Consider the following 26953-nt stretch of genomic DNA (forward strand, 5'->3'; position numbering starts at 1 on the left):
CGGGGCCGCCCCCGCCGTGAGCGTGGTCGCCGTCCGCGCACCGGCCGGCACGTCGTCGGCGGCCGGGGGTATCGGGGCCGCGTCCAGGGCGCGTGCGGGGCGGCTCACCGGGCGTCCTCCGCCGTGTGGAAGGCCGCCGTCGCCGCGCCCCTGCTGACGCTGCCCGCCAACCGGGGAGCCGCGCGGCCCGGCCCGGCGGCGGCCCGCAGCACCTCGTACTCCTCCAGCCACACCTCCCGGGTGACCTTGCGGAACTCGCCGGTGGTGCCCGGCCAGACGGCCACGGGGCGGCCCTGCGCGTCCAGGTACCAGCTGGTGCAGCCCGTCTCCCACACGCTGCCTTCGATGCGCTCCCGCAGCCGGGCGTTGTAGCGGTGCTGTGCGACGGGCCGGACATCCAGCGCGACCCGGCCGCCGGCGCCGCCGCCCAGGGTGTCCAGCTTGTGCAGATAGTCGACCAGATAGTTCAGCTGTGCCTCGATGATCAGGATCATCGAGCTGGTGCCCAGGCCGGTGTTCGGGCCGATGACGAACAGGAAGTTGGGGAACCCCGTCGTCGTCGTGCCGCGCAGCGCGTTCATGCCGTCCTCGGCCCACGACTGCGCCATCGTCCGGCCGTCCGCGCCCTTGACCAGCTGGGCGACCGGCATGTCGGAGACGTGGAAACCGCTGCAGAAGACGATGGCGTCGACCTCCGCCTCCCGGCCGTCCGCCGACACCAGGGTGTTGCCCCGGATCTCCGCCAGACCGGAGTCGATCACCCGGGTGTTGGGCTGGGCGAGCGCCGGATAGTAGTCGTCGGACAGCAGGGTGCGCTTGCAGCCGACGCGGTAGTCCGGCGTCAGTTTCCGCCGCAGCTGCGGGTCCTTGACGGCCCGCCTCATGTGCAGCGTGGAAACCTTCTCCACCAGGGGGAGCAGATTCGGACGGTTCGCAAAGACGTAGGTCTCCAGCTCGCGGACGCCCCACAGCGACAGCCGGCGCAGCTTCTGCGTCAGCGGCCAGCGCGCGTGCAGCTTCTTCTCCAGGCCGGTGATGCGGCGGTCGCGGCGCGGCAGCACCCAGGCGGGGGTGCGCTGGAAGACGGTCAGCTCGCCGACGACGGGCTGGACGGCCGGGATGATCTGGATCGCCGAGGCCCCCGTGCCGATGACCGCGACGCGCTTGCCGCGCAGGTCGTAGGAGTGGTCCCAGGTCGCCGAGTGGAAGACCTTGCCGCCGAAGCCGTCCAGGCCCGGTATGTCCGGCAGCTTCGGCTCGGACAGCGGCCCCGTCGCCGAGACGACGACATCAGCTGTGAGCGGTCCGGCCGAGGTCTCCACCCGCCAGCACAGCTCCTCGGCGTCCCAGCTCATCTGCTGCACCTCGGTGCCCAGTCGGATGTGCTGCCGCAGCCCGAAGGTGTCCGCGACCCGCTCCAGGTACTCCCGGATGTCCGGCTGGGGCGAAAAGGAGCGCGGCCACTCGGCGTTGGGCGCGAAGGAGAACGAGTACAGATGTGACGGGATGTCGCACGCGCACCCCGGATAGGTGTTGTCGTACCAGGTGCCGCCCACGGAGTCCCTGCGCTCCAGGACGACGAAGTCCGTCTCTCCCGCCCGGCGCAGCCGGACCGCGGCCCCCAGGCCGCCGAATCCGGATCCGATCACCGCCACCCGTACGTGCTCCTGCTCGTGCTCGGCCGCCATGCCGCGCCTCCCGGGTTCTCGCGTACTGCCGTGTGCGCTCCCGCGCGCCGTTTTCCGCGCACAGCTGTGCCGTTCTCCGGCCACAGCTGTGCCGTTTTCCGTGCACTGCTGTCGCTGGTTCCCGTGCGCCTCAGCGCCGCGAACCGTGCCAGTAATCACTGGCACTGTCGGGAGCGTAAAGCAGCGGAATACCCATGGGTAGGGGTGCGGCGCAGGAAAGTTACCGCCGGTTGCACCCGCACGCGGCGGTGCCGGCTGCGCCTAGGCTGAGGGCGTGGTGAGCTCGAACGAACGACGGAATCGGACCCGGCCGACCGGCCAGGACACCCCACCGGGGACGAAGCCGGAGCCGGCCGCCAGGCAGAAGGCGCCCGGCCGTACGCAGCAGACGTCGCGGGAGAAGGGACGGCCCGCCGGACGGAACGGGTCCCCGGGCGGTGCAGCCGGGGGCCGCGGACGGGAGTTGCGGGCGGCCGAACTGGCCGAGGCCGCGGGCATCACCACCCGCACCCTCCGCTTCTACCGCGAACGCAGACTGCTGCCCCCACCGCGCCGCGAGGGCCGTATCGCCTGGTACGACGAACACCATCTCGCGCGGCTGCGCACCATCACGGCGCTGCTCGCCCGCGGACACACCCTCGGCGGCATCGCCGATCTGCTCGCCACGTTCGAGAAGGCCCGGGACGCACGGGACGCCGCCGAGGTCATGGGCCTGGGCGGCGCCCTGTCCACCCCGTTCTCGGAGGAGACCCCGGTGCGGCTCAGCCCCGAGCAGCTGGCCGACTACTTCGGCGACGAGGTCACCGTCGACAACCTCGCGGCCTCCCTGGACATCGGCTATGTCGCGGTCGACGGCGACCAGTTCGTGCACACCAGCCGCCGGCTCCTGGAAAGCTCGGCCGAACTGGTCGCCAAGGGCGTCCCGCTGGCCGCCGTCCTGGACGCCGGCCGCGAACTGCGCCGCAGGACCGACGACATCGCCGCACTCTTCGCCGGCCTCTTCCGCGCCCATCTGCTGCCGCACCGGCAGGCCGCGGGCGAGGAGGCGGTGGGCGAGCTGCTCGCCCGGGTCGCCCCGATAGCCAAGCAGGTCATCGAGGCCGAACTGGGCCTGGCCCTGGACCGCCGCGTCCGCGCCGAACTGGCCGACTGGGCACAGCAGTCGGAACACGGAGGCGAGTGCGCACAGCAGTCGGAACACGGAGCCGAGCACGCACAGCAGTCGCAGTACGGAGGCGAGCGGGCACAGCAGCCGGAACACAGCGGCGAGCGGGCACAGCAGTCGCGGCAGGAGGCCGACGGCGGGCCGGGCCCCGGCGGTCAGTCCCCGTAGACGACGGTCACCGGCGCGTGATCGCTCCACCGCTCGTCATGCGTGGCGGCCCGCTCCACGTACGCCTTGACCGCGCGGCCGGCGAGCCCCGGGGTCGCCATGTGGTAGTCGATGCGCCAGCCGCTGTCGTTGTCGAACGCGCGCCCCCGGTACGACCACCACGAGTACGGCCCCGCGACCTCCGGGTGCAGCGCCCGCACGACGTCCGTGTAGCCGCCGTCCGCCGGGTCGAGGACGCCGGAGAGCCACTCCCGCTCCTCGGGCAGGAAGCCGGAGTTCTTGCGGTTGGCGCGCCAGTTCTTCAGATCCGCCTCCTGGTGCGCGATGTTCCAGTCGCCGCAGACCAGCACCTCGCGCCCGGCAGCGGCCGCCCGCACCCGCAGCTCCCGCAGATACGGCAGGAACGCGGCCATGAAGCGCTCCTTCTCGTCCTGCCGTTCCGTGCCGACCTCCCCGGACGGCAGATAGAGGCTGGCGACGGTCAGCCCGGGCAGATCCGCCTCGACGTAGCGGCCGGAGTCCTCGAACTCGGCCGTACCGAAGCCCACCCGCACCGCGTCCGGCTCCCTGCGGGTGAGCAGCGCCACACCCGCCCGGCCCTTCGCCGAGGAGGGTGCGTAGACGGCGTGCCAGCCCTCGGGCTCCCGTACCGCGTCGGCGAGCTGGTGCGACTCGGCACGGACCTCCTGGAGGCAGACCACCTCCGCGTCCGTGGCCGTCAGCCACTCCACGTACCCCTTCTTGGCCGCGGCCCGCAGACCGTTGACGTTGACCGTTGTCACCTTGCGCAAGACGTGCTCCCAGCAGTGAACGAACCCCGTGCACCCTACGGCGTCCGCGCCCGCCGGAACCCGTCCGGACGGCCCCCGCACCGGACCGGGCGCCTGTGGCGTTCGTCTCGCCGTCCTCCCGCACCGCCCGGAATCCGATCGGTCACCTGTACGAGCCGCCGTACCATGCAGGGATGCAGATCCTCCCCGTCCCCTTCGACCACCCGGACGCGCTGAAGCTCAACGGGATCGTGCTCCAGGAGTACGCGGAGCGGTACGGCGACCCGGAGGGCGACGTCACCGTGCTCACCCCGGAGATGTTCCGTCCGCCGCAGGGCCTGTACCTGCTCGCCTACGACGAGCACCACAGGCCCGTCGCCACGGGCGGCTGGCGGTCGATGGAGGCCGGGGAGGAGAACTACGCGGACGGCGACGCCGAGCTGAAGCGCATGTTCGTCGTGCGTGAGGCGCGCGGCCAGGGCCTCGCGCGGCGGATTCTCGCGCTGCTGGAGGAGGACGCCCGGGCGGCGGGCCGCACCCGCATGGTGCTGGAGACCGGCATCGAACAGCCGGAGGCGATCGCCCTGTACACCTCGTCCGGCTACACCCCGGCCCCCGAGAAGTTCGGCCTCTACCGCTTCGAGGACGAGAGCCGCTGCTTCATCAAACCGCTCACCCCCGGCAACCGGTAAACACCCGCTCCCTCCCGGTACGACCCCGCCCGCGCACACCCGACGCCGCCGCCCTCAGCAAAGGCGTCTCCCACCGCGAACGGCCGGTGGCCCCTCCCTTCACGACCCGGCGCGCGCACGTCGGCTCCACAACCGCGAACGCCCCGCCCGCCGCCGCGGCTCCTCGTGCTGCCCCGGCGCCGCCGCAGCCGTCCTCCGCCCACCCCGGGCCCGCACCCGCGCCCCCGCGCGCCCGCACACAGCCGCACCCCCCGCCCGCACTAACAACAACGGAAGACGAACAACTCCAAAACCCTAACGGTTAGTGTTACGCTCGCCGGCATGAAGAAGGTGACCTTCGCCGAGTTCGGCGGCCCCGATGTCCTCCGCCTCACAGAGACCGAGAAGCCCGAACCCGGCCCCGGCCGGATACGTATCGCCGTACGGGCAGCGGGCGTGAACCCCGCGGACTGGCGCATCCGCGAGGGCCAGAAGCTCGGCGCCCACCCGGTGGAGCTGCCCTCCGGCCTCGGACTGGACGCCGCCGGCGTCGTGGACGCGATCGGTGCGGGCGTCGAAGGCGTCGGCATCGGCGACCGCGTCTTCGGCGAAGGCCACAGCACCTACGCCGAGTTCGCCGTCCTGACCGCCTGGGCGCCCCTGCCCGACGGCCTGTCCTTCGAGGAGGCGGCCGGCTACCCCTCCGTGATGGAGACCGCGCTGCGCATCCTCCGCGAGGTCGGCGTACAGCCCGGCCGGACGCTGCTGGTCAGCGGCGCTTCCGGAGGGGTCGGCTCCGCCGTGCTGCAAATCGCCCGGGCACGCGGCATCACCGTGATCGGCACGGCGGGAGCCGCCAATCAGGACTATCTGCGCGGCCTCGGCGCCCACGCCACGACCTACGACGAAGGCTGGGTCGAGCGGGTGCGGCGGTTCGGCCCCATCGACGCCGCGCTCGACCTGGCCGGCTCGGGTGTGATCCCCCAGCTCGTGGAACTCACCGGGGACCCCGGCGCGGTCGTCTCCATCGCCGACCTCGGCGCACCGGACCACGGCGTCCGCTTCTCCGGCCAGGCCGGCAGCGTGCCGGACGCGCTCGCCGAGACCCTCCGCCTTCTCGCCGACGGACAGCTCCACATCCCGGTCACGCGGACCTACGCCCTCGCCGACGCCGCCACCGCGCACGCCGACAGCCGCGCCGGCCACACCCGCGGACGCCGCGTCCTGGTCGTCTGACCCGGCCCCTGCCGCCCTGCCCGCCCCACTCGCCCCGCCGGTCTCCTGCCCCGGGCCGCCGTTCCTGCGAAAGCCCCGGTCACCAGTCGGCCGGGGCCTCGGCGTCCTCCCAGATGCCCGCACCGGCCGCCGGGTCACGGTGCACGCGGGCCGCCCGCGCCGCCTCGGCGATCCCCGCCTTCTCCACGGCGATCACCCGGAGCCCGTCCGGCGCCCCGGCGTCCTCCCCGGGCGGCTCCTCGTCCGCCTCCGCCAGGCCGAGCCGCACGCCCAGCTCCCGGCCGGGCGGCAGTTCGACGACGACGGACGGCACATCGGCGGCGAGCGCGGCGGCGATCCGCTCCCCCGCGGGCGGCAGCGCCACACACCGCGCGAGATCGTCGAAGACCCCGTTCGCGTCGCCCCGCAGCACCTGCCCGCCCGTCGTCGTCACATACGCGACGGAGTGCGTCCGACGGCGCACGGTGGCGAGGTGCTGCGCCATGCGGATGCCGATGTCGTGCACCGATTCCTCGGCCCGCTCCAGCAGTTCGGCCCGCACCCGCACCGCACGCAGCGCCTCCTCCAGCGTGAGCAGCCCGGCGGTCACGGCGGCGGCGAAGCCGCCCAGGCCGTAGCCGGCGACCACGTCCGGGGTGACGCCCTCGTCCTCGGTCAGCGCCCGGGCACCGGCGACCCCGGCCGTCAGCAGCGCCACATGACGGGCCACCTCGGACTCCTCCAGGGCCGCCGCGGTGTCCAGTTCGGCGACGCCGCCCGGGTGTGCCCACTCCGCCTCGGCCAGGACGGTCGCGGCGGCAGCGGTGTCGGGCAGCCTGTGCAGCATTCCGGCTCGCTGTGCACCCAGGCCGGGGAAGAGAAAGGCGATGCTCATGGGATCAGCCTGGCCCGATCCCGCCGTCGCGCGCCAGTGGCGTCCGCCGGTACGCCGCCCCCGGATGCCGTACGCCCCGCCTGGACAGAAGGTGGGGGTACCGAGCGAACACGAGCGACATATGAGACCGGAGGGATCACGGATGGGCCTGGCGTGGGCGGTACTGATCGTGTCGGGGTGTCTGGAGACGCTGTGGGCGACAGCGCTGGAGGCGTCGAAGAACTTCCACCGGCTGGGGCCGTCCCTGCTCTTCCTGGTGTCCCTGGCGGGCAGCATGGCGGGGCTCTCGTACGGGGTGACGCACATTCCGCTGGGCACGGCCTACGCGGTGTGGGTGGGCATCGGCGCGGTCGGAACGGCGGTCTACGGCATGGTCGCGCTGGGTGATCCGGCGTCCGTGGCCCGGATCCTGTGTCTGCTGCTGATCGTCGGCGGGGTGGTCGGCCTCAAGCTCATCCACTGACCCTCGGCCGCGGGTCACTCGACGGGGGGCGTCCCGGCCGCCCGAGCCGGACCCCGACCGGCCCGACCGGCCTGACCGGCAGGAGCGGCGTGCGCGCGGCGACGAGCCTCAGCTGTCGCCCGCGCGCGCCGTCCGGCCCGCGGGCCGGTGCACGGAGAGCGTGAACGACGCGGTCACGGCCCGGGGTTCACCGAGAGCGGCGACGCGCTCCCTCAGCTCGCCGGCGTCCAGATGGTGCGCGGCCGGGCCCATCAGCGCGAGGTTCTCGATGTCCTGCGCGGACAGCCGCATCGCGTACTCCAGCTGTGTGGAGCTTTCGGGAACGAAACGGTCCTCCAGGGTGCGCTGGAGACGCTCCTCCTTGGCGGGGTCGATCTCCAGCAGCCCCAGTTCCCCGCGCAGTTCAGCGAGGTGCCGCACGGTCGGCGTGACGACGAGGAGCGCGCCGGAAGGCCGCAGCACCCGGCGGAACTCGGCACCGTTGCGCGGTGCGAACACATTCAGCACGAGATCGACGGCGGCATCGCGCAGCGGGAACGGCTGCCACACGTCCCAGCTCGCCGCCCCCGCGCGGTCGTGCGCCCGGGCCGCGCGCCGCAGCGCGTACACCGAGGCGTCCAGCCCCAGCCCCACCGCCTCCGGGACGGCGTCCAGGACCGCCGCGAGGTAGTGCCCGGTCCCCGCTCCGGCGTCCAGCACCGTGCCCCGCGCCGGGCACAGTTCCCGGGCGGCGTCGGCGAGCGCGGTGGCCAGCGGCGCGTAGTGGCCCGCATCGAGGAAGTCCGCCCGCGCCCGCACCATGTCGGCGGAGTCCGCAGGTGCTGCCCGCTTCCCGCCGCCGAGCAGACCGATGTAGCCCTGCTTCGCCGTGTCGAAGGTGTGCCGCTGCGGGCAGCGCAGCGTCCTGCCCTCCGGCGCGAGCCGCTGCCCGCACAGGGGACAGCGGACGACGTCCAGCAGACGGATCCACGGTGTGCGGACCCCCGCGGCGGGCTCGGGCATGTGCGTTTCCTCGGACAGCTGTCGATGTGCGGAACGGCCGGTCGCCCCGCGCACGCCCCGCCGCCAGATTACCGCCGCCGTTCCCCTCCCCCGCCGGGCGTCCGGACGGTCAGCCGTCCCCCGGGCCGCCCCGCCCCGCGGCATCCCGCGGCGCCCCGCGCACGAACCGCCGCGCGCCCTCGCCCCGCAGCAGGCCCTCGGGCAACGTACGGCCGAACGCCAGCAGCAGAAGATCCTGGCCGGCCCCGTGCACCGGCGGACCGCTGCCGAACGTCCAGTCGAGATCGTCGGCGCGGAGCGTGACCCCCTCCAGCTGAGCGCCGAAAAACCTCGCGCTCCTGGGTGTGACGTTCTCCAGCAGCAGCCGCACCCGCTCCGGCGGCACCCTGCGCCGGTGCCCGAGCGGGACGGTGATGTCCAGGCCGTGGACGACGTCGTGCCCCAGTGCGGCGACGAGACCGCCGACGGGCGGCTTCCACGGATGGTGCGCGTTGTCCCGCAGCGCCGCGGCGAGCGCGGCCGGCGTGAGGGCCGCGGCATCTCTGCGCGCACAGCTGTCCGTCATCCGGTGCAGCCGGCCACGGGCCGCTGCCAGCTCCCTCAGCATCCGCGGCAGCGGAGTACGGAAACCGAACGACATGTGCGCGGCGACCTCACGCACCCGCCACCCCGCGCACAGCGACGGAACGTCCCAGTCGCCGTCGGACAGCCCGTCCAAGACCTCGGCCAGCTCGGTGCGTTCGGCAGCTGTCGCACTCGTGATGTCCATCGCCGCTCCCTCTCCCGTGACCGACGACCGTCCCGGCCACCGACCGCTCTCGCGCCTCGTCCGCAGCACAGCTGTCCGGCCCCGGACCGGCTCGCGTGCGCGCAACCAGCGTCCCCAGCTGTGGGGCCATAAGTCCAAGAGCGGTCTGTTCTCGGTCTCAGAAGCGCGAGTTATAGCCTGCCGGGCATGGACCTGCGTCAGCTGCGCTACTTCCTCACCGTGGTCGAAGAGGCCAACTTCACCCGCGCAGCAGAGCGGTTGCACCTCGCACAGCCCGGCATCAGCGCACAGATACGCCGACTGGAGCGGGAACTGGGCCAACAGCTGCTGGAGAGATCGGGCAGGGGAGTACGGGTCACCGAAGCGGGCGCAGCTGTTCTGCCGTACGCACGCGCCGCGTTGGAGGCGGCCGAAGGGGTCCGGCAGACGGCGGGCGAATTCGCCGGTCTGCTGCGCGGCCGGGTCCGGGTGGGCGTGGTGTCCGGCGTCGCCGCCGTCTCCGGAACGGCCGCCGAAGGACTCGATGTCGCGGGCGTCCTGGCGGACTTCCACGACGCGCACCCGCGGGTGGACATCCACCTCACCGAGAACACCTCCGAGCGGATGCTCGCCGCCCTGCGCGACGGCGAACTGGATCTCGCGCTGCTGGGACTGGCCGACGAGAAGCCTCCGCCGGGCACCGCGGCCGTCTGCGTCCTCGACCACCCCCTGGCGGCCGCCGTGTCCCCCGACGACCCCCTCGCCGCCGTGGCCCCGCGTCCCGTCCCGCTCGACGCGCTGCGCGAGCGCTCCCTGATCTGCCTGCCGCACGGCACCGGGATCCGCGGCGCGCTCGAACGTGCCTGCGCCGCGGCCGGGTTCCGGCCCCGCGTCGCCTTCGAGGCGGCCGCCCCGCCGCTGCTGGCCCGGCTCGCGGCACGCGGACTCGGCGTCGCCGTGCTACCGGACGTGCCCGCGGAGACCGCCGGCGCGCTGGGGCTGCGCACCGTCCCGCTCGACGCCCCCGGCTGCGGGGCCGTATCTCCCTGACATGGCGTACCGGCGGTCCCTCCGGCCCGGCTGCCCGCGCCCTGCTGGCCCGGATGTGCGCCGCGTTCCCACCCGCACACCCGGTCGGCCGGGGCTCGTTCTCCTGACCGACACCGGGCCCCCACACGGCCCAATCATCACGAAAACCCCATGCTCATAAGTCTGAGTACTCGGCTCGGGGGTTTCCGCTCCCTGGGGCATTCGTTGACGATTTGGATCCGACACGGTCATCACGGGCATCAGCCGCATACCGCAGCTTCTCCCCTGAAGCCCCTCCCGCACGGACTGTTGCGCGGCCACCCTCCCCGGGCGGACGACCGCCGGCTCCGCACGCCCCCGCGTGAACGCGTCCAGGAGAAGAGAGTTCCGCCGTGACCGAGACCTCACACACCTACGTCACGTACGTGCCCCGCGCCACCTTCGGCATGCCCGGTACCAGGACACCGCGCGAGCCCGATGCCGGGGCCACGCCGGACCCCTCGCTCTTCCGTGACGGTCTCGCCGCCCCGCCCCACCCCTCTCCGGAGGAACCACCGGACCTGGACGCCGAACTCGCCTACTTCCTCGACACCGTCGAGCAGCCCGCCCTCGTGGACGCACCGGCCGACGGCCTCGGCCGGCCCCGGCACCGCAAGGACACCGCCCTCGAACGCCTCCGCGAGAGCAACCCGGCCGGCCTGTCCTGGCGCAGCATCCTGAGTTCCTTCACGGTCACGCTCACCGCGCTGATCGTCGTCCTCGTCAGCTTCCTCGGCGCGCAGGCGTCCTACCCACCGCTGTACGACCTGGCGGACGACATCGCCCCGCCGGGCGTCGCACACGCCTGGCCCATGCTGATCTACGCGCCCTGGCTGGCCGCGACGCTCTCCATCCTGCGGACCCGCGTCTACCGCCGCCGCACCGTGCACTCCTGGCTCGTGGTGCTCTTCTTCGCCGCGCTCGCCTCGGCCCTGTGCGTCGCCGAGGCACCGTCCACCCCCGCCGGGATGGCCGTCGCCGGGCTGCCGCCCATCACCGCACTGCTCTGCTTCCACCAGCTGGTGCGCCAACTGGACCTGATCCCGGGCCCGATGGCGACCTCCCGGCACGCCCGCCCCACCCGGGGCTCCCACCGCCACAAACCGCCCCGCTGACCTGCCGCCCCCACCAGAACCGTTTCTCCGGGCCCCCTCCCGGCCCCCGCGAGAACCGTTTCCCCGGCACCCCGAGTCCGTCGGCCCCCACCACAGGCCGACGGCCTCCCCCTGCCCGAACCACAACCTCCCCACAAACAACACGCCTCACCGCACCAACCCCGGCCGGAACCCCCACCTCCGGGCACCTCCCGGACACCACACCACCCGACCGGCCCCCGACCGCGCGCCAACACCTCTCCAGGCACCGGAGTCCCCGCACCACACGACCTTCGACCAGCCCAACCTCGGCTCCACACAACGGACTTCGTCGTCCGACCGACCTCGCCCTGGACGCCGAAGCCCCGCCCCAGGCGCAGCCCCCACCGCCCCAGCAACGCCCCGGAGCCTGCACTCAACGGCGCACACCCGAACCTCGCACCCCCCACACCGCGCCTCGCCCCACCCGCACGCCCCCCACGCCGCACTCACCCCCTCCGCCGACTCCCCTCCCGCCCCTCTCCCCGGCCTTCTCCGTAGCCGCCGCCCTCCTCGTAACCCCCTCCGTCGCCTTCGTCGCCTTCCTCGTCGAACTCGTCCCCGTCGTCGTCGAATCCGCCCCCGCCCCTGTCCCCGCGGTCGTCCCCCTCGCCTGAGCTTCCCGCGCCCTCCCCGCTCTCCCCGTCCCCCTCGTTCTCCTCCTCCAGCGCCTGTTCATGGCTGCGCACGACCTCGCCGTCCCGGATCTCCCCGCGCCAGCCCTCCGGCTCCTCCTCGGCGCCCAGCGAGACGTAACGCTGGAAGTGCTTGAGGTCCAGCCGCAGCCGGCGCCCCTGCGCGCGCCACAGGTTGCCGGTCTTTTCGAAGAACCCGGCCGGTGTGTACTCGACGACGACCACGATGCGGGTGAGCCGGGGAGCCAGCTCGTGGAAGGAGACGACGCCGTGCGTGGTGCCCTTGTCGCCTTCCGACGTCCATACGATCCGGTCGTCCGGCACCTGCTCCTGAACGGTCGCCTTCCAACTCCTGTTGGAGAAAGCGATCTTGAGCTTCCAGTCCGACTCCGTCCCGTCCCCGCCCCCGCCGTCGTCGCCGTCACCGCCGCCGTCCCCGTCGTCCGAACGGCGGGCGTCCACAACGCCCTTCATGAAGTCGCTGAAGTTCTCGAACTCGGTCCAGTGGTTGTAACAGGTGCGCAGTGGCAGCCCGATGTCGAGCGTCTCGACGATGTTCGTGACCTTCTTGTCGCCCGCTTTCCCCGCCCCTCCCCCGCCTCCGCCTCCGCCGAGCCCCATCGCGGCCTTCGCCGTACCCCCCACGTTCTCCTTGACGTTCGCCTTCACGCTGTCCTTGACGCCCTCCAGCTTTCTGCCGCCCTCGTCCGTGACGGCCTTCACCGGAGACTCCCCCTGGAGGACCCGCGCGCCCGCCCGGGACACGGCGCCCCCACCGCCCGCCGCCTCGCTGAGCCGCTCGGTCACCTCGGCGACCTTGCCCTCCGCCGCCTTCACATACCGCCCGGCTCGCGCCCGCGCATACCCCTTGAGCGCCTCCCCCAGCTTGCTCACACCCGATCCGGCCGCGCCCTGGGAGCCGTTCCCGTCGCTCTTCTCCGGCATGGCCTAACCCTCCTGCCCGGCGTCGCCCGCCGATCCCTGACCGGTACCGCGGTCCGCCGACCCCGGCCGCCGCTCCCGCACACCCGGCCGCTCCGGAGGCTTCGGCCTGGCGGGTCTGCGCGGCGCGCGCCCCGCAACCCCGTCCCGCTCCCCGGCCGAGGACGCCCGCGACGGCCGTTCGGTGCGGACGGCCCCGGAGCGGGCCCGCGGCTCGGCACGCCGCCGCTGCTGCCGCTCCGCCGCCGACGAACGCCCCTCCCGCACCCGCTGCCGTTCCCCGCCGGGCCTCCGCTCCCGCTCACCCCGCTCCTCGTCCTCCCCGGCGTCCGAGCGCCCGCCCCGTCCTCGGCCCCGGTCCTCGTCCGGCTCCTGCTCGTCGGGCTCCTCACTCCGCCGGCGCTCTTCGGGCTCCTCGTCCCGCTCGCGATCGTCGCGCCCCCGCCCGGCCCGCTTCCCCCGGTCCGGCTCCGCCTCGGGCTCCTCGCCCTCGTCGGCCTGTTCCTCCGGACGCTCCAGCTCCCGGGTCCGGGCCATCAGCGAATCCGCGAAGGCGTCCACCTTGCGGTTGACGGAGGCCGACACCGCCGCCCTCCCCGCACTCAGCAGCTCGCCCCGCACCTGGCGGCTCAGCCGGCCCAGCGCGGACCCGGACTTCCCGTCCCGCGACGGGCCACCGTGTTTGCCGTGCCTGCCGTGCCCGTCGTCTTCGTGCTGCTCCTGCTGCTCGTGCCGCCGTGACCTGCTGTACAGCTTCTTGCTCGCGAGGTAGGCGGCCATACCGAGCGCGGCCTTCGTCCGTCCGCCGCGGCCCAGCAGATATCCGCCGATGAGGCTGGTGGCCAGCGCGGTCGACGTGCTGGACGACTTGTCCGTCATGTGCGCGTCCCTCCTGGAGACCTGCGACCAGTCTGCGGAGCCCCGGCGGATACCGCGCGACCTGCTCGCCTGTCCGGGGAACCCCCCGCTCTCCGCGCGCGTACCGCCCACGCGGCGACAGATGCCCGTGCCCGCTCTACGGTGGAAAGTACGGAATGCCAGATGAGCAGCTATCCGTACCGAGGGTCGGAATCCACGACAGCGAGGCCGTGCCATGAACCAGGACTACGGCGAGACCGGCGAACCCGACGAGACCGGTACCGCGGCGGCATCCCGCCCGGCCGACGACCGGGGCCCTGTGCAGCGGGCCGGAAACCGCTCCAGGCCGGAGAGGGCCGACGCCCGCGGGGAGCCCGCCGAGGACACCCGCGAGGAGCCCGCCGAGGGCGAACTCCTCCCCACCGGGGACCAGCCCGCACGGGACCCGGACGTGCTCCTCGACGTCCCCCTCCTGGAGGTCGACGAGATCAACTTCGAGGTGGAGGACCTCCGCGCCCGGGTCTCCCTCCAGGCCGAGGTCCTCGACCTGCTCAAGCTCAACGTCGGAGCCGACGCGAGCCTGGGCCGGGTCCAGCTGGAGATCAAGGGCGTCCGCGCGCAGGCCCTGCTGAAGGTGCGGCTGGACAACGTCGCCCGGATCATCGACCGCGTCCTGCGCACCATCGACCACAATCCGCAGATCCTGGAGCAGATCACCAGCGGCGTCGGCTCCGCCGTCCAGGAGGTCGGCAGCGGCGCCCGGCACGCCGTCGGCGAACTGGGCCGGGGCGCGGGCGAGGCCGTGGAGGACATCGGCGGCGGCGCGGGCGAGGCCGTCCAGGAGGTCGGCAAGGGCGCGGGCGGCGCGGTCGAAGAGGTCGGACGGGGAGCCGGCGGAGCCGTCGAAGAGGTCGGCAAGGGCGCGGGCGAGGCCGTCGAGGACGTCGGCGAGGGCGCGGGCGGCGCGGTCCACGAGGTGGGCAGCGGAGCCGGCACGGCGGTCGAGGAGGTGGGCGGCGGCACCGGCGAGGCCGCCGGCCGCATCGGCGCCGGAGCGGGCGAAGCGGTCGAGGACACGGGCAAGGGCGTCGGCAAGGCAGCGGGAGACGTGGGCGAGGGCGCGGGCAGCGCCACCGAGGCGGCCGGAAAGGGCGCGGGCAAGGCAGCGGGCGCGGCCGGCGACACCGTACGCGAGACGGGCGGCGCCGCGGCCTCGGCCGCCGAGGACACCGTCGGCAAGGCGGGCGAATCAGCCGGGGCGGGCGGCGCGGGCAGGGCCGCCCGCAAGACGGTCCGCAAGGCCACCCGGCGCAAGCAGGAGCCGCCCTGAACTCCCGGCGCGGCACCGGAGGATCAGCCGGCCACGGCCGACGAGTCCCCGGAATCGGCCCCGCCCGACATCGAGTTCACCGCCTCGGTACGGACCAACAGCCTCCGCTTCCCGGCCGAACCGCAGACTGAGGTCACCTTCCACGGCACCCCGGGCCGCCACTCGGTCTCCCGCAGCACCCGGGTCCACCTACCCGAACGGGTAGCCGCCGGCGTCGAGTACCGCGACGCCCGCATCGACTACACACTCGCCACGAAACTCACCGGCACCGAAACCACAACAACCCACGACGCCACCGAACAACACCCCGACCCCGACCCCGACGACGGGAACCAGCATCCCTGACGGCCCGGCCAGGCCCCGGAAACAACAAAGGTCCCGGTGATCGTATTGATCACCGGGACCTCATCGACCGCACTTGAGCAGACTCAAGCCGATCCGCTGTGGACCTGAGGGGATTTGAACCCCTGACCCTCTCGTTGCGAACGAGATGCGCTACCGGACTGCGCTACAGGCCCTTGCGACGTGTGAAACCTTAGCACCATCGCCCGGCCGTGAGGAAATCCGTTCCTGTGCTGGTCACAGTGGGGTCATTCGTTGGCGGCGCGCGGGCGGTCCTCGTCCCCGCGGGCCTCGGGGTCCTCGTACTGGTCGAAGAGCGGGGTGCGGCTGCGGTCGCGCGGGCGGCGGGGCCGGCCGGCGCGGTCCGCTGGGGGCGTACGCCGGGGCTCCGGGGCGGCGGACGGCACGGTGCTGGAGCGGGCCGAGCTCCAGGTGTCCGGGGCCTCCAGGTCGACACCGCGCGTGGAGCGGGGCGCGACGGGGGCGCTCACATAGGTCGGCAGCGGCACGGGGACGGGCTCCCAGCCCTCGCCCTCGGGGTGTTCGCGGCGCGGGGCGCGCTGCTGGTCGACCCACTCGGCGTGGTCGGTCTGCTCGACGACGGCCCGCCGCTCGGCCGCCTCCTGCTCCTCGGCGCGAGGGCGCGCGGCCTCCCGCGGTTCGTCGGGTGCCTCGGCGAGCGGCTCGGTGTCGGGACCGGCGTAGGGGTCCGCCTCGGCTCGGGGGGCGCGGTCGCCGCGCGCGGGGCGCTCGGAGCGTCCGCGCGCGTGCCGCTGGGCGGGGCGGGCAGGAGCGTCGCCGTGGTGAGGTGCCTCACGCCGCGCGCCCCCCTCGGGTGCTCCGCCGCCGGGCGGCCGTCCCTCTCTGCGGCGCCGCGCCAGTTCCTCGGCCCGGCGGCGGTCCATGAGGGCGGCGAACCGGCGGCGCTCCTGGGCCCGCAGATAGACGATGTAGGCGCTCAGCAGCGCGGCGGGCACGGCGGGAGCCCACAGCAGCGCGACCCCGCCGACGGCGGCGACGACGGCGCCGGCGGTGAAGGCGAGGAAGAGCACCATCGTCGTGCGGCGCCGGCGGGCGAGGAGCTTGGCACGCTTCGCCTGCCGGGAGAGCTTGGCGTCCGCCCGCTCGGCGTCCGTCTCCGGGGTGTGCGCGCCGGGCCGCGCCGGACCGCCGGGACCGGCCGCTTCCGCGGTCCTGGAACGGGCCGGCGCCCTGGGGTCCCGGTCCGAGCGGGGCCGGTGCACCTGCGTCGGCGCTTCCGAACCGGGCGGTTTCACCATCGTCTTGGGGTCGGCGAAGGCCCGGACGTCCACCGTGGTGTCGGGCTCGTCCGGCTCGCTGCGGTACGCGTCGTCGTCGGGGGCGCCGGGTTCCGCGCGGGCGTCCGGCGCGGAGAGACCGTCCGCCTCCCGTGCGGCGCGCGCCGCACGCCGCTCCGCGTCCTTCGCGTAACGGCGCTCCATGCCCGCCTTGCCGGACAACAGCCGGATGGCGGTACTGAAGCGTTCCGTCGGACGGGCCTCGTTGAGCTCGTCCTGCCTGCGGAGCCACATCGGCACCAGATAGGCGGCCCAGGCCCCGACGATGACTGCGTAGATGAGGCCACTGCTGCTCACCCTCACACGGTAGAGGGGATTGCATGAGCCCATCTGCCAAACAGGGCGGTGTGTCGCACGATCTGGCTGATCTCTCGAACTTTTTTTGTGATTGCCCGTACGGAACGTCGCGGAATGTGCTCGTCGAATGACTGTGAGGGGGCCATTCGGTGAGCAATATCGAACATTTATTTTATTCCAGTGGAGCGACCCGGCCGGGCCTCCCGCCAGCGGTTCAGCAGACCTTCCGGCACCTCCTCCACCGTCAGTGCGAAGACCAGATGGTCACGCCACGCACCGTCGATGTGCAGATAGCGCGGGCGCGTGCCTTCCGAACGGAAGCCGAGTTTCTCCACCACCCGCCGGCTGGGCGCGTTCTCGGGCCGGATGCACACCTCGATACGGTGCAGCCCCACCGCGCCGAAACAATGATCGACGGCGAGCGCCACAGCTGTCGGCATCACGCCACGTCCGGCGACCGAGCGATCGATCCAGTACCCGATATGGCCGGAACACATCGAGCCCCAGGTGATTCCCGCCACGGTGAGCTGCCCCACCAGCCGGCCCTCGTACTCGACCACGAACGGGAGCATCCGGCCCGCGTGCGCCTCCGCACGCAGATGACGCACCATCTGCCGGAACGTCGGGCGCCGGGGCGGCAGATGGCCCGGCGGAGCGGGCGGGATGGTGGCCTCCCAGGGGCGCAGCCAGTCCCGGTTGCGCTGGTTGACCTCGCGCCAGGCCCGCTGGTCACGCAGCCGTATGGGGCGGAGGGCCGTGGGGCCGTCCGCCAGTTCGGCAGGCCACGGAGCGGCGTTCAGCGAAGGTCTTCCCCTCTGGGTTCGCCGGGGTCCTCGGGAGAGGCACCGGACGCGGGGTGGTCACCACCGTGGATCTGGTCGACGGCGTGCGGCAGCAGGCGGGCCAGCACCGCGAGCCCGTCCTTCACGCCGCCCGTCGAGCCCGGCAGGTTCACGATCAGCGTGCGCCCGGAGACGCCTGCCGTGCCACGCGAGAGGGCCGCCGTGGGCACCTTCGGCACCCCTTCGGCGCGGATCGCCTCGGCGATGCCGGGGATCTCGTAGTCCAGCACCCCGCGGGTCATCTCCGGTGTCTGGTCGGTGGGCGAGATACCGGTGCCGCCCGTGGTGACGACGACTGCGTAGCCGGACTCCACCGCCTCGCGCAGCGCCCTGCCGACCGGCTGACCGTCCGGGACCACCACGGGCCCCTCCGCCGCGAAACCCATCGCGCTCAGGCCCTCGACCAGCAACGGCCCGCCGCGGTCCGGGTAGACGCCGCCTGCCGCGCGGTTCGAGGCCGTGACCGCCAGGGCCCGGTAGCGGCCCGTACCGGACTCCAGCGGGCCCGTCGCGAACCCGGTGTACGGCTCGTCGGGGGTCTGCTGCTGGGGGCTGCTCACCTGTCCTCCTCGCTCGTCGGACGCCGCCGGTTCCAGTCTCCGGACTTGCCGCCCGTCTTCTCCTCGACACGTACGTCCGTGATGGTGGCGGACTTGTCGACGGCCTTCACCATGTCGATGACCGTCAGGGCGGCGACCGTAACCGCGGTGAGGGCCTCCATTTCGACGCCTGTGCGGTCCGTCGTGCGCACCCGGGCCGTGATCTCGACCGCGTCGTCGGCGAGCGCGAGATCGACCTTGACGCCGGAGAGCGCGAGGGGATGGCACAGCGGAATCAGATCCGGCGTCTTCTTGGCGCCCATGATGCCCGCGATCCGCGCCGTGGCCAGCGCGTCCCCCTTGGGAACGCCCTCGCCGCGCAGCAGTTCGACCACACGGGGCGTCACCAGCACACGCCCGGTGGCGCGCGCGGTCCGCGCGGTGACGTCCTTCGCCGAGACGTCGACCATCCTGGCCGCGCCGGACGCGTCGACATGCGTGAGGTGCTGCTGCGGGCTGGTCATGGCTCTCCCCGGTCCTGTGCTGTGCCCCGACACGGTACCGGCAGGGCCCCTCGGCCGGACCGGCGCCCGACGACGGCCCGAGGGACCCTGCCCGTACCGCTGACGTCAGTCCAGCGGGACGACCGTCACGCTCTCGCCCGGTGAGACCTCCGTCGTCTTCTCCGGGATGTCGATGAGCGCGTTGGCCTGCGCCAGCGAGGCGATCAGATGGGAGCCCGAACCGCCGACCGCGCGCACCGTGCCCGTCTCACCGGGCTGCGCGGGCGGCGTGTAGAGGCCGCGCAGGAACTGCCGCTTGTCCAGCGGTGATTCCAGCCGCTCGGTGCCCTCCAGATGTGCCGGTACGGCGCGGCGCCGGGCCGGGTCGTGGCCCATCATGGCGCGCAGGGCGGGGCTGACGAACAGCTCGAAGGAGACGTAGGCGCTCACCGGGTTGCCCGGCAGGGTCAGGATCGGCGTGCGGTCGGGGCCGATGAGGCCGAAGCCCTGCGGCTTTCCGGGCTGCATGGCCAGCCGGCGGAACTCGACCCCGCCCGTGGCGCCGTCGGACCGCCCCTCCTGCTCCGCTCCGAACGAATCGACCTGCGAGAGCGCTTCCTTGACGACGTCGTAGGCGCCGACGCTGACGCCCCCGCTGGTGACGATCATGTCGGCGCGGATCAGCTGGTCCTCGATCGTCGAGCGGAGCGTTTCCGCGTCGTCGTCGACGGAGCCGACGCGGTAGGGGATCGCGCCCGCGTCGCGTGCCGCCGCGGTCAGCACGAAGCTGTTGGAGTCGTGGATCTGGCCGGTCTCCAACGTCTCGCCGGGTGGCACGAGTTCGCTGCCGGTCGACAGGACGACCACACGCGGGCGGGGGCGCACCTTGACCGCGCCGCGCCCGATGGCCGCCAGCAGCCCGATCTGCGGGGGGCCGAGGACCGTGCCGGCGGTCAGCGCGACCGTTCCCGGCTGCACATCGCTGCCGCGGGCCCGCACGTGCTGACCGGGAACGACCGGGCGGTGGACGCGGACCTCGCCGCTCGCGCCGCCGGCGGACAGGCTCCGGGCCGTCATGCCGTCGACGGCGCCGCCGCCCAGGCCGCCGTCGGTCCACTCGACCGGAACGACGCCCTCCGCGCCCGGCGGGATCGGTGCACCGGTCATGATGCGGGCCGCCTGGCCGGCGGCGACCGTCGGCGGTTCACCGCTGCCGGCGGCCACGTCACCGATCACGGTGAGCACGGCGGGGAACTCCTCGCTCGCGCCCTGCACATCGGCGAGCCGGACGGCGTATCCGTCCATCGAACTGTTGTCGAAGGGCGGGAGGGCCGTGGGCACGATGACGTCCTCGACCAGGACGCAGCCCTGCGCGTCCAGCAGCTTCAACTCGATGGGTTCGAGGGGGCGGATGCTGCGGAGGATGTCCTCCAGGTGCTCATCGACCGACCAGGTCCTGCTCAATGGCCTACATCTCCTCGGTGACGTAACTGCGCAGCCAGGCCCGGAAGTCGGGCCCGAGGTCCTCACGTTCGCACGCAAGCCTGACGATGGCACGCAGATAGTCCCCGCGGTCACCGGTGTCGTAGCGGCGCCCCTTGAAGACGACGCCGTGCACCGGGCCGCCCAGCGACTCGTCGGACGCGAGCGCCTGGAGCGCGTCGGTCAGCTGGATCTCCCCGCCGCGTCCGGGCCGGGTCTTGCGCAGCACCTCGAAGACGCCGGGGTCGAGCACGTACCGGCCGATGATCGCCAGGTTGCTCGGGGCCTCCTCGGCCGACGGCTTCTCCACGAGGTCGGAGACGTGCACCACGTCGTCGTCCCCGGTCGGCCGCGCCGCTGCGGCACCGTAGAGGTGGATGTGGTCCGGGTCGACCTCCAGCAGAGCGATGACGCTGCCGCCGTACTGCTCCTGGACCTCGATCATGCGCGCCAGCAGCGGGTCCCGCGGATCGATCAGGTCGTCACCGAGCAGAACGGCGAACGGCTGATCGCCGACGTGCGGGGCGGCGCACAGGACGGCGTGACCGAGCCCCCTGGGATCGCCCTGGCGCACATAGTGCATGGTGGCCAGATCGCTGGACTCCTCGACCCGGGCGAGCTTGGCCGCGTCGCCCTTGTCGCGCAGCACCTGCTCCAGCTCGTAGTTGCGGTCGAAATGGTCCTCCAGCGGGCGCTTGTTGCGGCCTGTGACCATCAGGACATCGGAGAGACCGGCGGTGACGGCTTCTTCGACCACATACTGGATCGCGGGCTTGTCGACCACCGGCAGCATCTCCTTGGGAGTGGCCTTGGTGGCGGGCAGGAACCGGGTGCCCAGGCCGGCGGCCGGCACGACGGCCTTGCTGATCCGAGTACGGGTAGTAGTCATGTCCGGAACGATAACCGCTGGCTTGCGGGGAAAGATAAACGTCCGGTGAGTTTGTTGCGATATGCGGACATGGGAAAGGTTTGACCCCACATGACCCGCCAAGAGGCGCCTGACCAGGGTAATAAGCGCACGTTGCGACGCGATGTCCTCGCGGCGAGGGCGACGTTGACCGCAGATGACCTCACAGAAACCGCCGACGCGCTGACGCGGCACGTCCTGCGGATGCCCGAGGTACGCGAGGCGGCCGGCGTCGCCGCGTACGCGTCCGTGGGCACCGAACCGGGCACCGGGCCACTGCTGGAGGCCCTCCACGCGCGCGGGGTACGCGTCCTGCTGCCGGTGCTGATGGACGACAACGACCTGGACTGGGCCGTCCACGAGGGCACCGAATCCCTGGTACCGGCCGGACGCGGGCTGCGCGAGCCCTCCGGGCCGCGGCTGGGACCGCGGGCGGTGACAGATGTGGACGTGGTGCTGCTGCCCGGCCTGGCCGTGGACGCACGCGGGCTGCGGCTGGGCCGCGGAGCCGGCTGCTACGACCGCGCCCTCAGCCGCGCGTCCGCCGCGCCCCGGCCGCCTTTCACAGCTGTGCTGCTGCACGAGGGCGAAGTCGTCGACCACGTACCGGGCGAGGCCCACGACCGCTCCGTCGACGCCGTGGTGACACCGGCCGGAGTGCGCTACTTCCGCCACGAGCGCTGAACCGCCGCGCGGGGAAAACTTCCGCATCTGCGGCAGTTTTCCGACGTCCGCCTCTGTGGCGGTTCTCCGACAGCAGAGCTCCCCCGCACCGGGTGGTACGGGGGAGCTGCGTTCTCCGGGGCCGACGGGGCGACCGTCCGCCGCCGTCTACGGGGTGAGCGCCATCTCGTCCTCAGCGGCCTTCTTGACGGCCTTCTCACTGGACGGCCACTTCAGCAGCTCGCCCTTGGCCCATTTGTCGGTCTGGTCGGTGTAGTGCTCGTTGTAGGCGTGGCCGGACGCCCCGGTGAGGTTGATCCAGCGGGAGTTGTCGAGGTCGCTCAGGTCGACGACCATCCGCATCGACGGCACCCAGGTGACGTCGTACCCGCCTGCCGCGTTCCAGCCGGTCGCGTTGACCGCCGCCTCACCGCCGCCGAGGTCCCAGGGACCGCGGTTGAGCAGCCACTGCACGACGCCCGGGCCTTCGGTGCCGAGTGTCTGGTTCTTCAGCATCAGACGGTGCAGCCGGCCCCAGCTCCAGGTGTCGATGTCCTTGCCCAGCTTGGAGGTCAGCTCCCAGCGCGCGTCCTTCATGGCGTGCGCGAGCAGGTCGTCACGGTTCTTGTCGCCGGCCCGGCGCGCGGAACCCTGGGTCTTCCACCACTCGCTGTCCTGCTTCTTGATGAGCCGGCGGACGACCTCGAACCACCGGTCGCCGCCGTCGGGCTGTGCCGTGTCCGGGGAGCGCTGGCCGCACTCGCGCACCAGGCGGGCGTTCCCGTCCAGATCGTCGAGCGGCCCGGAGTCGTCGGACGGGGGCACGCTGAGGCACTCGCCCTTGACCCGCAGCTCCTTCGGCAGCTTGTCGCCGAAGGCGAGCTTCAAAAGATTGCGCCAGACGGCGTTGAAGTAGGCCGCGGAAGCCGAGTCGGAGTCCTGGGTGTAGTCCCAGCCCTCCAGCAGCTTCTGCGCCTCGCGCACATACGGGTCGTCGATCTCGATCTTCAGCAGATACGGCACCAGCAGCTTTGCGATCTCACTGCTGTTGTCCATCTGCATGGTCTCCATGTCACCCATGGAGATCTTCCCGCCGTCCTTGATCTTCGACTGGATGAGGTCGTTGATGCGCTGGCTGCGCGCGCCGTAGCCCCAGTCGTCGGTCAGCAGATACGGGTACTTGTCGCGGTCCACCACGGCCTGGTTGGCGGTGACGATGTAGCCGCGCTGCGGGTTGTACTCCCACGGCAGCGCGCGCTGCGGGACGTACCCCTTCCACCGGTAGCGGGGGTCCCAGCCGGGCGCCGGGTAGCGTCCGTCGCCCGCCCCGCGCACGGGGATACGTCCGGGCGCCTGGTAACCGATGTTGCCTTTGGTGTCCGCGTAGATGAGGTTCTGGGACGGCACGGCGAACTCCTGGGCCGCCTTGCGGAACTCCCTGAAGTTGCGCGACTTGTCGATCTGGAAGACCGCGTCCATGGTCTTCGACGGCTCCAGGGCGGTCCAGCGCAAGGAGACGGCGTAGCCGTCGCCGCGGTCCGGGGCCTGGGTGTCCACCGGCGCCTCGTCGCCGACCTTGCGCAGCTCGGTGTCGCGGTCGGAGATGATCGGCCCGTTGTTGGTCTCCCGCACGGTGATCTTCCGGCTCTTGCCGCCGGCGACCTTGATGGTCTCCTCACGGGTGCGGTACGGCACCTGCTTGCCGTCGTACAGGTAGTGCCCGTCCTTGAGCTTCTCCAGGTACAGGTCGGTCACATCGGCGCCCAGGTTCGTCAGGCCCCAGGAGATGTCCTGGTTGTGGCCGATGACGACGCCGGGCATGCCGGAGAAGGTGAACCCGGACACGTCGAACGGGCACGAAGCGTCCACCGTCCGGCAGTGCAGCCCCATCTGATACCAGACGGACGGCAGTTGGGGCGCCAGATGCGGGTCGTTGGCGAGCAGCGGCTTGCCGCTCGTCGTGTACTTACCGGACACCACCCAGGAGTTGGAACCGATACCGCTGCCGTTCGGGCCGAGCAGCCCCGGGATCCTGTCGAGCTTGTCGGCGACCTGCCCCAGCTGTGTGTGCGCCCCCTGAGCGGCCCCTCCGGGCGTCGTCGCGCCACCGGAGCCGGCCGGGGTGCCCGCCGCGCCGCCCGCGCCTTCCGAGGTACCCGTACCGGCCGTCCCGGTGCCGTTGCCGGGCTGCGTCGAACCGCCCGTGCCCGGAGCGCCCTGGGTGCCGGACGTGTCCGCCTCGGACTTCGGGTCGAACTCCTTGGTGGCCGGGTCCACCGCGCCCTTGTCGACGATGGGCTTGTTGCGGTCGTACGGGTAGGACGGGTAGAGGTCCTCGATCTGCTTCTTGGTCAGCCGGCTGGTCATCAGCGCGCGGTCGACCTCGTCGGTCATGTTGCCGCGCAGGTCCCAGGCCATCGCCTTGAGCCAGGCGACCGAGTCGACGGGCGACCATTTCTCGGGCTCGTACCCCTTGCCGGCTATGTCGAGGGCCTTGTACTCGACGGAGAGCGCCGAGCCCTTGTGGTCCTTCAGATAGGCGTTGACGCCGGCGGAGTACGCCTTGAGGAAGTCTTTGGTCTTCCGGGGGAGTTGCTCGTACTCCTTCTTCGCCACCTCGCGCCAGCCCAGCGTCCGCAGGAAGGCGTCGGTCTCGACCTGGTCGGCGCCGAACATCTCCGACAGCCGCCCGGCCGTCATGTGGCGCCGGACGTCCATCTCCCAGAAGCGGTCCTGCGCCTGGACGTAGCCCTGGGCCAGGAAGAGGTCCTCGGACTTCTCGGCGTAGATCTGCGGGATACCGCTCCCGTCGCGCTGCACGCTGACCGGCGACGCGAGGCCCTTGATCTTGAGCGAACCCGTGGTCTGCGGAAACGAGTCCCGCACGGTGCTGATACTCCAGTAGGTGCCTCCCCCGATGCCTGCCACAAGTAGCAGCACGACTGCGATCACGATCAGACGGGCGCGTCGCGAGGACTTCTTGGCGGGCATCTCTGTCCTTCGAGGGGCAGCGGACCTTGGTCTCGACGACCGGCGGGAGCCGATTCGTACGGAGCAACCATAGGCCGAGCGCCCCACTGCCCGGACAGCGAGTCACCGACTGCACAACCCAGGGCCGGGCATATTCAAGTGATGGTAAATTGTTAGCCACCCAAACGATTTTGGGATTCCCCCTGTGCACTCCTCCCCTGGGGCGCATCATGGGCACAGCGTTAAGAAGTCGTTAGGAAGACATCAGGAGGCCGTCAGGGAGAGCCAGTTGCGCACCCACGCGCCCCGTCGGCCGTGCGCCGTGTCCGCGACCTCCCGCTGTGCCCGTCATGCACAGCGGGCGCCACGCACACCGGACCGCACGCCCCTCGGCGCCGTGTGCCCACAGATGACGCAGCACAGCAGGTACTGCCCTCGGCCGGGCACCGCGCTGCGCACACCCCCACCGGCACCGTCCGTTCGCGTACCGCGGCGGCCCCGTGCCCGCACCGCCCGCACCGACCGGCACACCTCGTGCACAAGGAGAGAAGCCCCCGGGAGAGAGGACCGCGCCCTGACCGTCGACAGCCTCAACCAGCTACTGCTCTTCAGCGCCCTCGTTCTGCTCGTCGCCGTCACAGCTGTCCGCCTCTCCTCGCGCAGCGGGCTGCCCAGCCTGCTCATCTACCTGGGCATAGGCGTCGCGATAGGCCAGGACGGCATCGGCTTCAGCTTCAGCAACGCCGAACTGACCCAAGTCCTCGGCTACGCCGCACTCGTGGTGATCCTCGCCGAGGGCGGGCTCAGCACGAAGTGGCGCGACATCCGTCCCTCCGTCCCCGCTGCCGCGGTGCTCTCCACGTGCGGAGTCGCCGTCAGCGTGACCGTCACAGCTGTGGCAGCCCACTACCTGGTGGGCCTCGACTGGCAGGCCGCGCTCCTCATGGGCGCCGTGGTCTCCTCCACAGATGCGGCAGCGGTCTTCTCCGTACTGCGCCGGGTACCGCTGCCCAGGCGGCTGACCGGCGTCCTGGAAGCCGAATCCGGCTTCAACGACGCGCCCGTCGTCCTGCTCGTCGTGACCTTCTCCTCGATGGGGACGGAACACCACCCGTGGTACTTCCTCGTCGGCGAGATCGTCATGGAGCTCGCCATCGGCCTGATCGCCGGCCTCGTCGTCGGCAAGCTGGGCGAGTTGGGCATGCGCCGGGTCGCGCTGCCGGCCTCCGGCCTCTACCCCATCGCCGTCCTGGCACTGTGCGTCCTCGCCTACGCCGGAGGCTCGCTGGTGCACGGTTCCGGCTTCCTGGCGGTCTATGTGGCGGCGTTGATCCTCGGCAACGGAAAACTGCCGCACCGCCCGGCCGTTCGCGGCTTCGCGGACGGCATGGCGTGGATCGCGCAGATCGGGCTGTTCGTCCTGCTCGGCATGCTCGTGACGCCGCACGATCTGTGGAAGGACTTCTGGCCCGCCGTCCTCGTGGGGCTGGCGCTCACACTGCTGGCCCGCCCGCTGTCCGTCCTGACGTGCATCGGGCCGTTCCGCATGCCCTGGCAGGATCAAGTGCTGCTGTCCTGGGCGGGGCTGCGCGGCGCGGTGCCGATCGTGCTGGCGACCATTCCGATGGTCGCCGATGTCGCGGGCAGCCAGCGCATCTTCAACATCGTCTTCGTCCTGGTCGTGGTCTTCACCGTCCTCCAGGGCCCGACGCTGCCGTGGCTCGCGCGCAAGCTCCGGCTCGACGAGTCGGACGAGGCGGCGGACGTCGACATCGAATCCGCCCCGCTGGACCGTCTCCGCGGGCATCTGCTGTCCGTCTCGGTACCGCGCTCCTCGCGCATGCACGGCGTGGAGGTCACCGAACTGCGGCTCCCCACGGGCTCCGCGGTCACCCTGGTCGTCCGGAACGGCACGAGCTTCGTGCCCGCCCCGTCGACCGTCCTTCAGTACGGCGACGAACTGCTCGTCGTGGCGACCGACCAGGTACGCGACGCCGCCGAACGGCGGCTGCTCTCGGTCAGCCGCGGAGGCAAGCTCGCCGGCTGGCTCGGCGCCGCCGGCAGCACCGCACTACGGCAGTAGCCGGCCGTCCGTTGCCCCGGGCCGGCGCCGGCCCGGGGCAACCCCGGGGCAACGGAGTCCTCGTCGGCCGACAGCTGTGCGCCCGCGCACCGCCAACCGCCTGCTGGGCACGTCCGGGCATCTTCCGGCACAGCTGCGGACGTTCGGGAGGCGCCGCTGTCCCTTCCGCACAGAAACCGAACGCCCCCGGTCTCACCGCCGCGTTTTCCGACAGGGCGAAAAGCCCGTTATCCTCATTGCGGAAAGATGCACCCC

23 protein-coding genes and 1 tRNA gene are annotated in these 26953 nt (G+C 72.3%); 9 read left to right on the top strand and 15 right to left on the bottom strand.

Going from position 1 to position 26953, the window contains the following annotated elements:
• Positions 1 to 104: 104 nt before the first annotated feature.
• Positions 105 to 1688, bottom strand: a complete 1584-nt coding sequence (locus tag SCA03_RS09745; RefSeq protein ID WP_086818103.1) for a flavin-containing monooxygenase — start codon at positions 1686 to 1688, stop codon at positions 105 to 107.
• A gap of 463 nt (positions 1689 to 2151) precedes the next feature.
• Between SCA03_RS09745 and SCA03_RS09750 the strand changes: the two genes are divergently transcribed.
• Entirely contained in the window at positions 2152 to 3021 is an 870-nt protein-coding gene (locus SCA03_RS09750; protein ID WP_086818104.1) for a MerR family transcriptional regulator, read from the top strand.
• Here the strand turns inward: SCA03_RS09750 and SCA03_RS09755 are convergent.
• Entirely contained in the window at positions 3009 to 3812 is an 804-nt protein-coding gene (locus SCA03_RS09755; RefSeq protein WP_030877276.1) for an exodeoxyribonuclease III, read from the bottom strand. The two genes, SCA03_RS09750 and SCA03_RS09755, sit on opposite strands and share 13 nt — an antisense overlap.
• A gap of 173 nt (positions 3813 to 3985) precedes the next feature.
• Here SCA03_RS09755 and SCA03_RS09760 point away from each other — a divergent pair, with 173 nt between their 5' ends.
• On the top strand, positions 3986 to 4483 hold the full coding sequence (locus SCA03_RS09760; RefSeq protein ID WP_030877274.1) for a GNAT family N-acetyltransferase: 498 nt from the start codon (positions 3986 to 3988) through the stop codon (positions 4481 to 4483).
• 321 nt (positions 4484 to 4804) lie between these two features.
• Positions 4805 to 5698: an NADP-dependent oxidoreductase gene (locus tag SCA03_RS09770; RefSeq protein ID WP_030877272.1), complete on the top strand. Its 894-nt coding sequence runs from the start codon at positions 4805 to 4807 to the stop codon at positions 5696 to 5698.
• A gap of 79 nt (positions 5699 to 5777) precedes the next feature.
• Here the strand turns inward: SCA03_RS09770 and SCA03_RS09775 are convergent, their stop codons facing one another.
• Positions 5778 to 6572: an acyltransferase domain-containing protein gene (locus SCA03_RS09775; RefSeq protein ID WP_086818232.1), complete on the bottom strand. Its 795-nt coding sequence runs from the start codon at positions 6570 to 6572 to the stop codon at positions 5778 to 5780.
• A 142-nt stretch (positions 6573 to 6714) separates the two neighbouring features.
• Here SCA03_RS09775 and SCA03_RS09780 point away from each other — a divergent pair, with 142 nt between their 5' ends.
• On the top strand, positions 6715 to 7035 hold the full coding sequence (locus SCA03_RS09780) for a DMT family transporter (protein ID WP_283249782.1): 321 nt from the start codon (positions 6715 to 6717) through the stop codon (positions 7033 to 7035).
• 108 nt (positions 7036 to 7143) lie between these two features.
• On the opposite strand, the gene SCA03_RS09785 is transcribed toward SCA03_RS09780, so the two are convergent.
• The gene (locus SCA03_RS09785) at positions 7144 to 8037 is read right to left on the bottom strand and encodes a putative RNA methyltransferase (protein WP_030877265.1); all 894 of its coding nucleotides are present in this window, start codon (positions 8035 to 8037) and stop codon (positions 7144 to 7146) included.
• 109 nt (positions 8038 to 8146) lie between these two features.
• Positions 8147 to 8806 (bottom strand): maleylpyruvate isomerase family mycothiol-dependent enzyme, encoded by a 660-nt coding sequence (locus tag SCA03_RS09790; RefSeq protein ID WP_141275312.1) that lies wholly within the window; start codon positions 8804 to 8806, stop codon positions 8147 to 8149.
• A 186-nt stretch (positions 8807 to 8992) separates the two neighbouring features.
• Between SCA03_RS09790 and SCA03_RS09795 the strand changes: the two genes are divergently transcribed.
• Positions 8993 to 9835 (top strand): LysR family transcriptional regulator, encoded by an 843-nt coding sequence (locus SCA03_RS09795; protein ID WP_308697686.1) that lies wholly within the window; start codon positions 8993 to 8995, stop codon positions 9833 to 9835.
• A gap of 371 nt (positions 9836 to 10206) precedes the next feature.
• Positions 10207 to 10968: a DUF2637 domain-containing protein gene (locus SCA03_RS09800; RefSeq protein ID WP_030877258.1), complete on the top strand. Its 762-nt coding sequence runs from the start codon at positions 10207 to 10209 to the stop codon at positions 10966 to 10968.
• A gap of 467 nt (positions 10969 to 11435) precedes the next feature.
• Here SCA03_RS09800 and SCA03_RS09805 read toward each other — a convergent pair whose 3' ends face one another.
• Entirely contained in the window at positions 11436 to 12566 is a 1131-nt protein-coding gene (locus tag SCA03_RS09805; protein WP_141275313.1) for an SRPBCC family protein, read from the bottom strand.
• Between the two features lie 3 nt (positions 12567 to 12569).
• The gene (locus tag SCA03_RS09810) at positions 12570 to 13442 is read right to left on the bottom strand and encodes a hypothetical protein (protein WP_141275314.1); all 873 of its coding nucleotides are present in this window, start codon (positions 13440 to 13442) and stop codon (positions 12570 to 12572) included.
• 214 nt (positions 13443 to 13656) lie between these two features.
• On the opposite strand from SCA03_RS09810, the gene SCA03_RS35500 reads away from it, so the two are divergent.
• Positions 13657 to 14751, top strand: a complete 1095-nt coding sequence (locus SCA03_RS35500) for a hypothetical protein (protein WP_174864487.1) — start codon at positions 13657 to 13659, stop codon at positions 14749 to 14751.
• A gap of 444 nt (positions 14752 to 15195) precedes the next feature.
• Here SCA03_RS35500 and SCA03_RS09825 read toward each other — a convergent pair.
• The 7 genes from SCA03_RS09825 to galU all read right to left on the bottom strand — a co-directional run bounded on the left by SCA03_RS09825 (position 15196) and on the right by galU (position 20964).
• Positions 15196 to 15269: transfer RNA gene (locus SCA03_RS09825), tRNA-Ala, on the bottom strand.
• Positions 15270 to 15341: 72 nt separating this feature from the next.
• Positions 15342 to 16715 (bottom strand): divisome protein SepX/GlpR, encoded by a 1374-nt coding sequence (sepX, locus tag SCA03_RS09830; RefSeq protein ID WP_443098229.1) that lies wholly within the window; start codon positions 16713 to 16715, stop codon positions 15342 to 15344.
• Positions 16716 to 16876: 161 nt separating this feature from the next.
• Complete coding sequence (locus SCA03_RS09835; protein ID WP_086815485.1) at positions 16877 to 17509, bottom strand: GNAT family N-acetyltransferase; 633 nt, start codon at positions 17507 to 17509, stop codon at positions 16877 to 16879.
• A complete protein-coding gene (locus SCA03_RS09840) occupies positions 17506 to 18051 on the bottom strand; it encodes a MogA/MoaB family molybdenum cofactor biosynthesis protein (protein ID WP_107429000.1) in 546 nt (181 codons plus the stop codon). The genes SCA03_RS09835 and SCA03_RS09840 overlap by 4 nt, the downstream gene beginning before the upstream one ends.
• Before the next feature lie 56 nt (positions 18052 to 18107).
• The gene (gene moaC / locus SCA03_RS09845) at positions 18108 to 18614 is read right to left on the bottom strand and encodes a cyclic pyranopterin monophosphate synthase MoaC (protein WP_030882875.1); all 507 of its coding nucleotides are present in this window, start codon (positions 18612 to 18614) and stop codon (positions 18108 to 18110) included.
• Positions 18615 to 18719: 105 nt separating this feature from the next.
• On the bottom strand, positions 18720 to 20057 hold the full coding sequence (gene glp / locus SCA03_RS09850) for a molybdotransferase-like divisome protein Glp (RefSeq protein WP_030882871.1): 1338 nt from the start codon (positions 20055 to 20057) through the stop codon (positions 18720 to 18722).
• A gap of 4 nt (positions 20058 to 20061) precedes the next feature.
• Entirely contained in the window at positions 20062 to 20964 is a 903-nt protein-coding gene (gene galU / locus SCA03_RS09855) for a UTP--glucose-1-phosphate uridylyltransferase GalU (protein WP_030882868.1), read from the bottom strand.
• A 90-nt stretch (positions 20965 to 21054) separates the two neighbouring features.
• Here galU and SCA03_RS09860 point away from each other — a divergent pair, with 90 nt between their 5' ends.
• Positions 21055 to 21666, top strand: coding sequence for a 5-formyltetrahydrofolate cyclo-ligase (locus SCA03_RS09860; protein ID WP_086815484.1), 612 nt, complete (start codon positions 21055 to 21057; stop codon positions 21664 to 21666).
• Positions 21667 to 21813: 147 nt separating this feature from the next.
• On the opposite strand, the gene SCA03_RS09865 is transcribed toward SCA03_RS09860, so the two are convergent.
• A complete protein-coding gene (locus tag SCA03_RS09865; protein ID WP_086815483.1) occupies positions 21814 to 24636 on the bottom strand; it encodes a penicillin acylase family protein in 2823 nt (940 codons plus the stop codon).
• Positions 24637 to 25024: 388 nt separating this feature from the next.
• Between SCA03_RS09865 and SCA03_RS09870 the strand changes: the two genes are divergently transcribed.
• Positions 25025 to 26698 carry a potassium/proton antiporter gene (locus SCA03_RS09870; protein WP_086815482.1) on the top strand — a complete coding sequence of 558 codons (1674 nt, stop codon included), beginning with the start codon at positions 25025 to 25027 and terminating at the stop codon, positions 26696 to 26698.
• Positions 26699 to 26953: the final 255 nt, after the last annotated feature.

The sequence above is a fragment of the Streptomyces cacaoi genome, assembly GCF_006539165.1.
In the GTDB taxonomy this organism is placed as follows: domain Bacteria; phylum Actinomycetota; class Actinomycetes; order Streptomycetales; family Streptomycetaceae; genus Streptomyces; species Streptomyces cacaoi.

Bases quoted from the DNA above. Each gene is read 5' to 3' on its own strand.
- SCA03_RS09745 (WP_086818103.1), bottom strand. From the start codon at position 1,688: ATGGCGGCCGAGCACGAGCAGGAGCACGTACGGGTGGCGGTGATCGGA.
- SCA03_RS09760 (WP_030877274.1), top strand. From the start codon at position 3,986: ATGCAGATCCTCCCCGTCCCCTTCGACCACCCGGACGCGCTGAAGCTC.
- SCA03_RS09770 (WP_030877272.1), top strand. From the start codon at position 4,805: ATGAAGAAGGTGACCTTCGCCGAGTTCGGCGGCCCCGATGTCCTCCGC.
- SCA03_RS09775 (WP_086818232.1), bottom strand. From the start codon at position 6,572: ATGAGCATCGCCTTTCTCTTCCCCGGCCTGGGTGCACAGCGAGCCGGA.
- SCA03_RS09780 (WP_283249782.1), top strand. From the start codon at position 6,715: ATGGGCCTGGCGTGGGCGGTACTGATCGTGTCGGGGTGTCTGGAGACG.
- SCA03_RS09785 (WP_030877265.1), bottom strand. From the start codon at position 8,037: ATGCCCGAGCCCGCCGCGGGGGTCCGCACACCGTGGATCCGTCTGCTG.
- SCA03_RS09790 (WP_141275312.1), bottom strand. From the start codon at position 8,806: ATGGACATCACGAGTGCGACAGCTGCCGAACGCACCGAGCTGGCCGAG.
- SCA03_RS09795 (WP_308697686.1), top strand. From the start codon at position 8,993: ATGGACCTGCGTCAGCTGCGCTACTTCCTCACCGTGGTCGAAGAGGCC.
- SCA03_RS09805 (WP_141275313.1), bottom strand. From the start codon at position 12,566: ATGCCGGAGAAGAGCGACGGGAACGGCTCCCAGGGCGCGGCCGGATCG.
- SCA03_RS09810 (WP_141275314.1), bottom strand. From the start codon at position 13,442: ATGACGGACAAGTCGTCCAGCACGTCGACCGCGCTGGCCACCAGCCTC.
- SCA03_RS35500 (WP_174864487.1), top strand. From the start codon at position 13,657: ATGAACCAGGACTACGGCGAGACCGGCGAACCCGACGAGACCGGTACC.
- moaC (WP_030882875.1), bottom strand. From the start codon at position 18,614: ATGACCAGCCCGCAGCAGCACCTCACGCATGTCGACGCGTCCGGCGCG.
- galU (WP_030882868.1), bottom strand. From the start codon at position 20,964: ATGACTACTACCCGTACTCGGATCAGCAAGGCCGTCGTGCCGGCCGCC.
- SCA03_RS09860 (WP_086815484.1), top strand. From the start codon at position 21,055: ATGACCCGCCAAGAGGCGCCTGACCAGGGTAATAAGCGCACGTTGCGA.
- SCA03_RS09865 (WP_086815483.1), bottom strand. From the start codon at position 24,636: ATGCCCGCCAAGAAGTCCTCGCGACGCGCCCGTCTGATCGTGATCGCA.
- SCA03_RS09870 (WP_086815482.1), top strand. From the start codon at position 25,025: ATGACGCAGCACAGCAGGTACTGCCCTCGGCCGGGCACCGCGCTGCGC.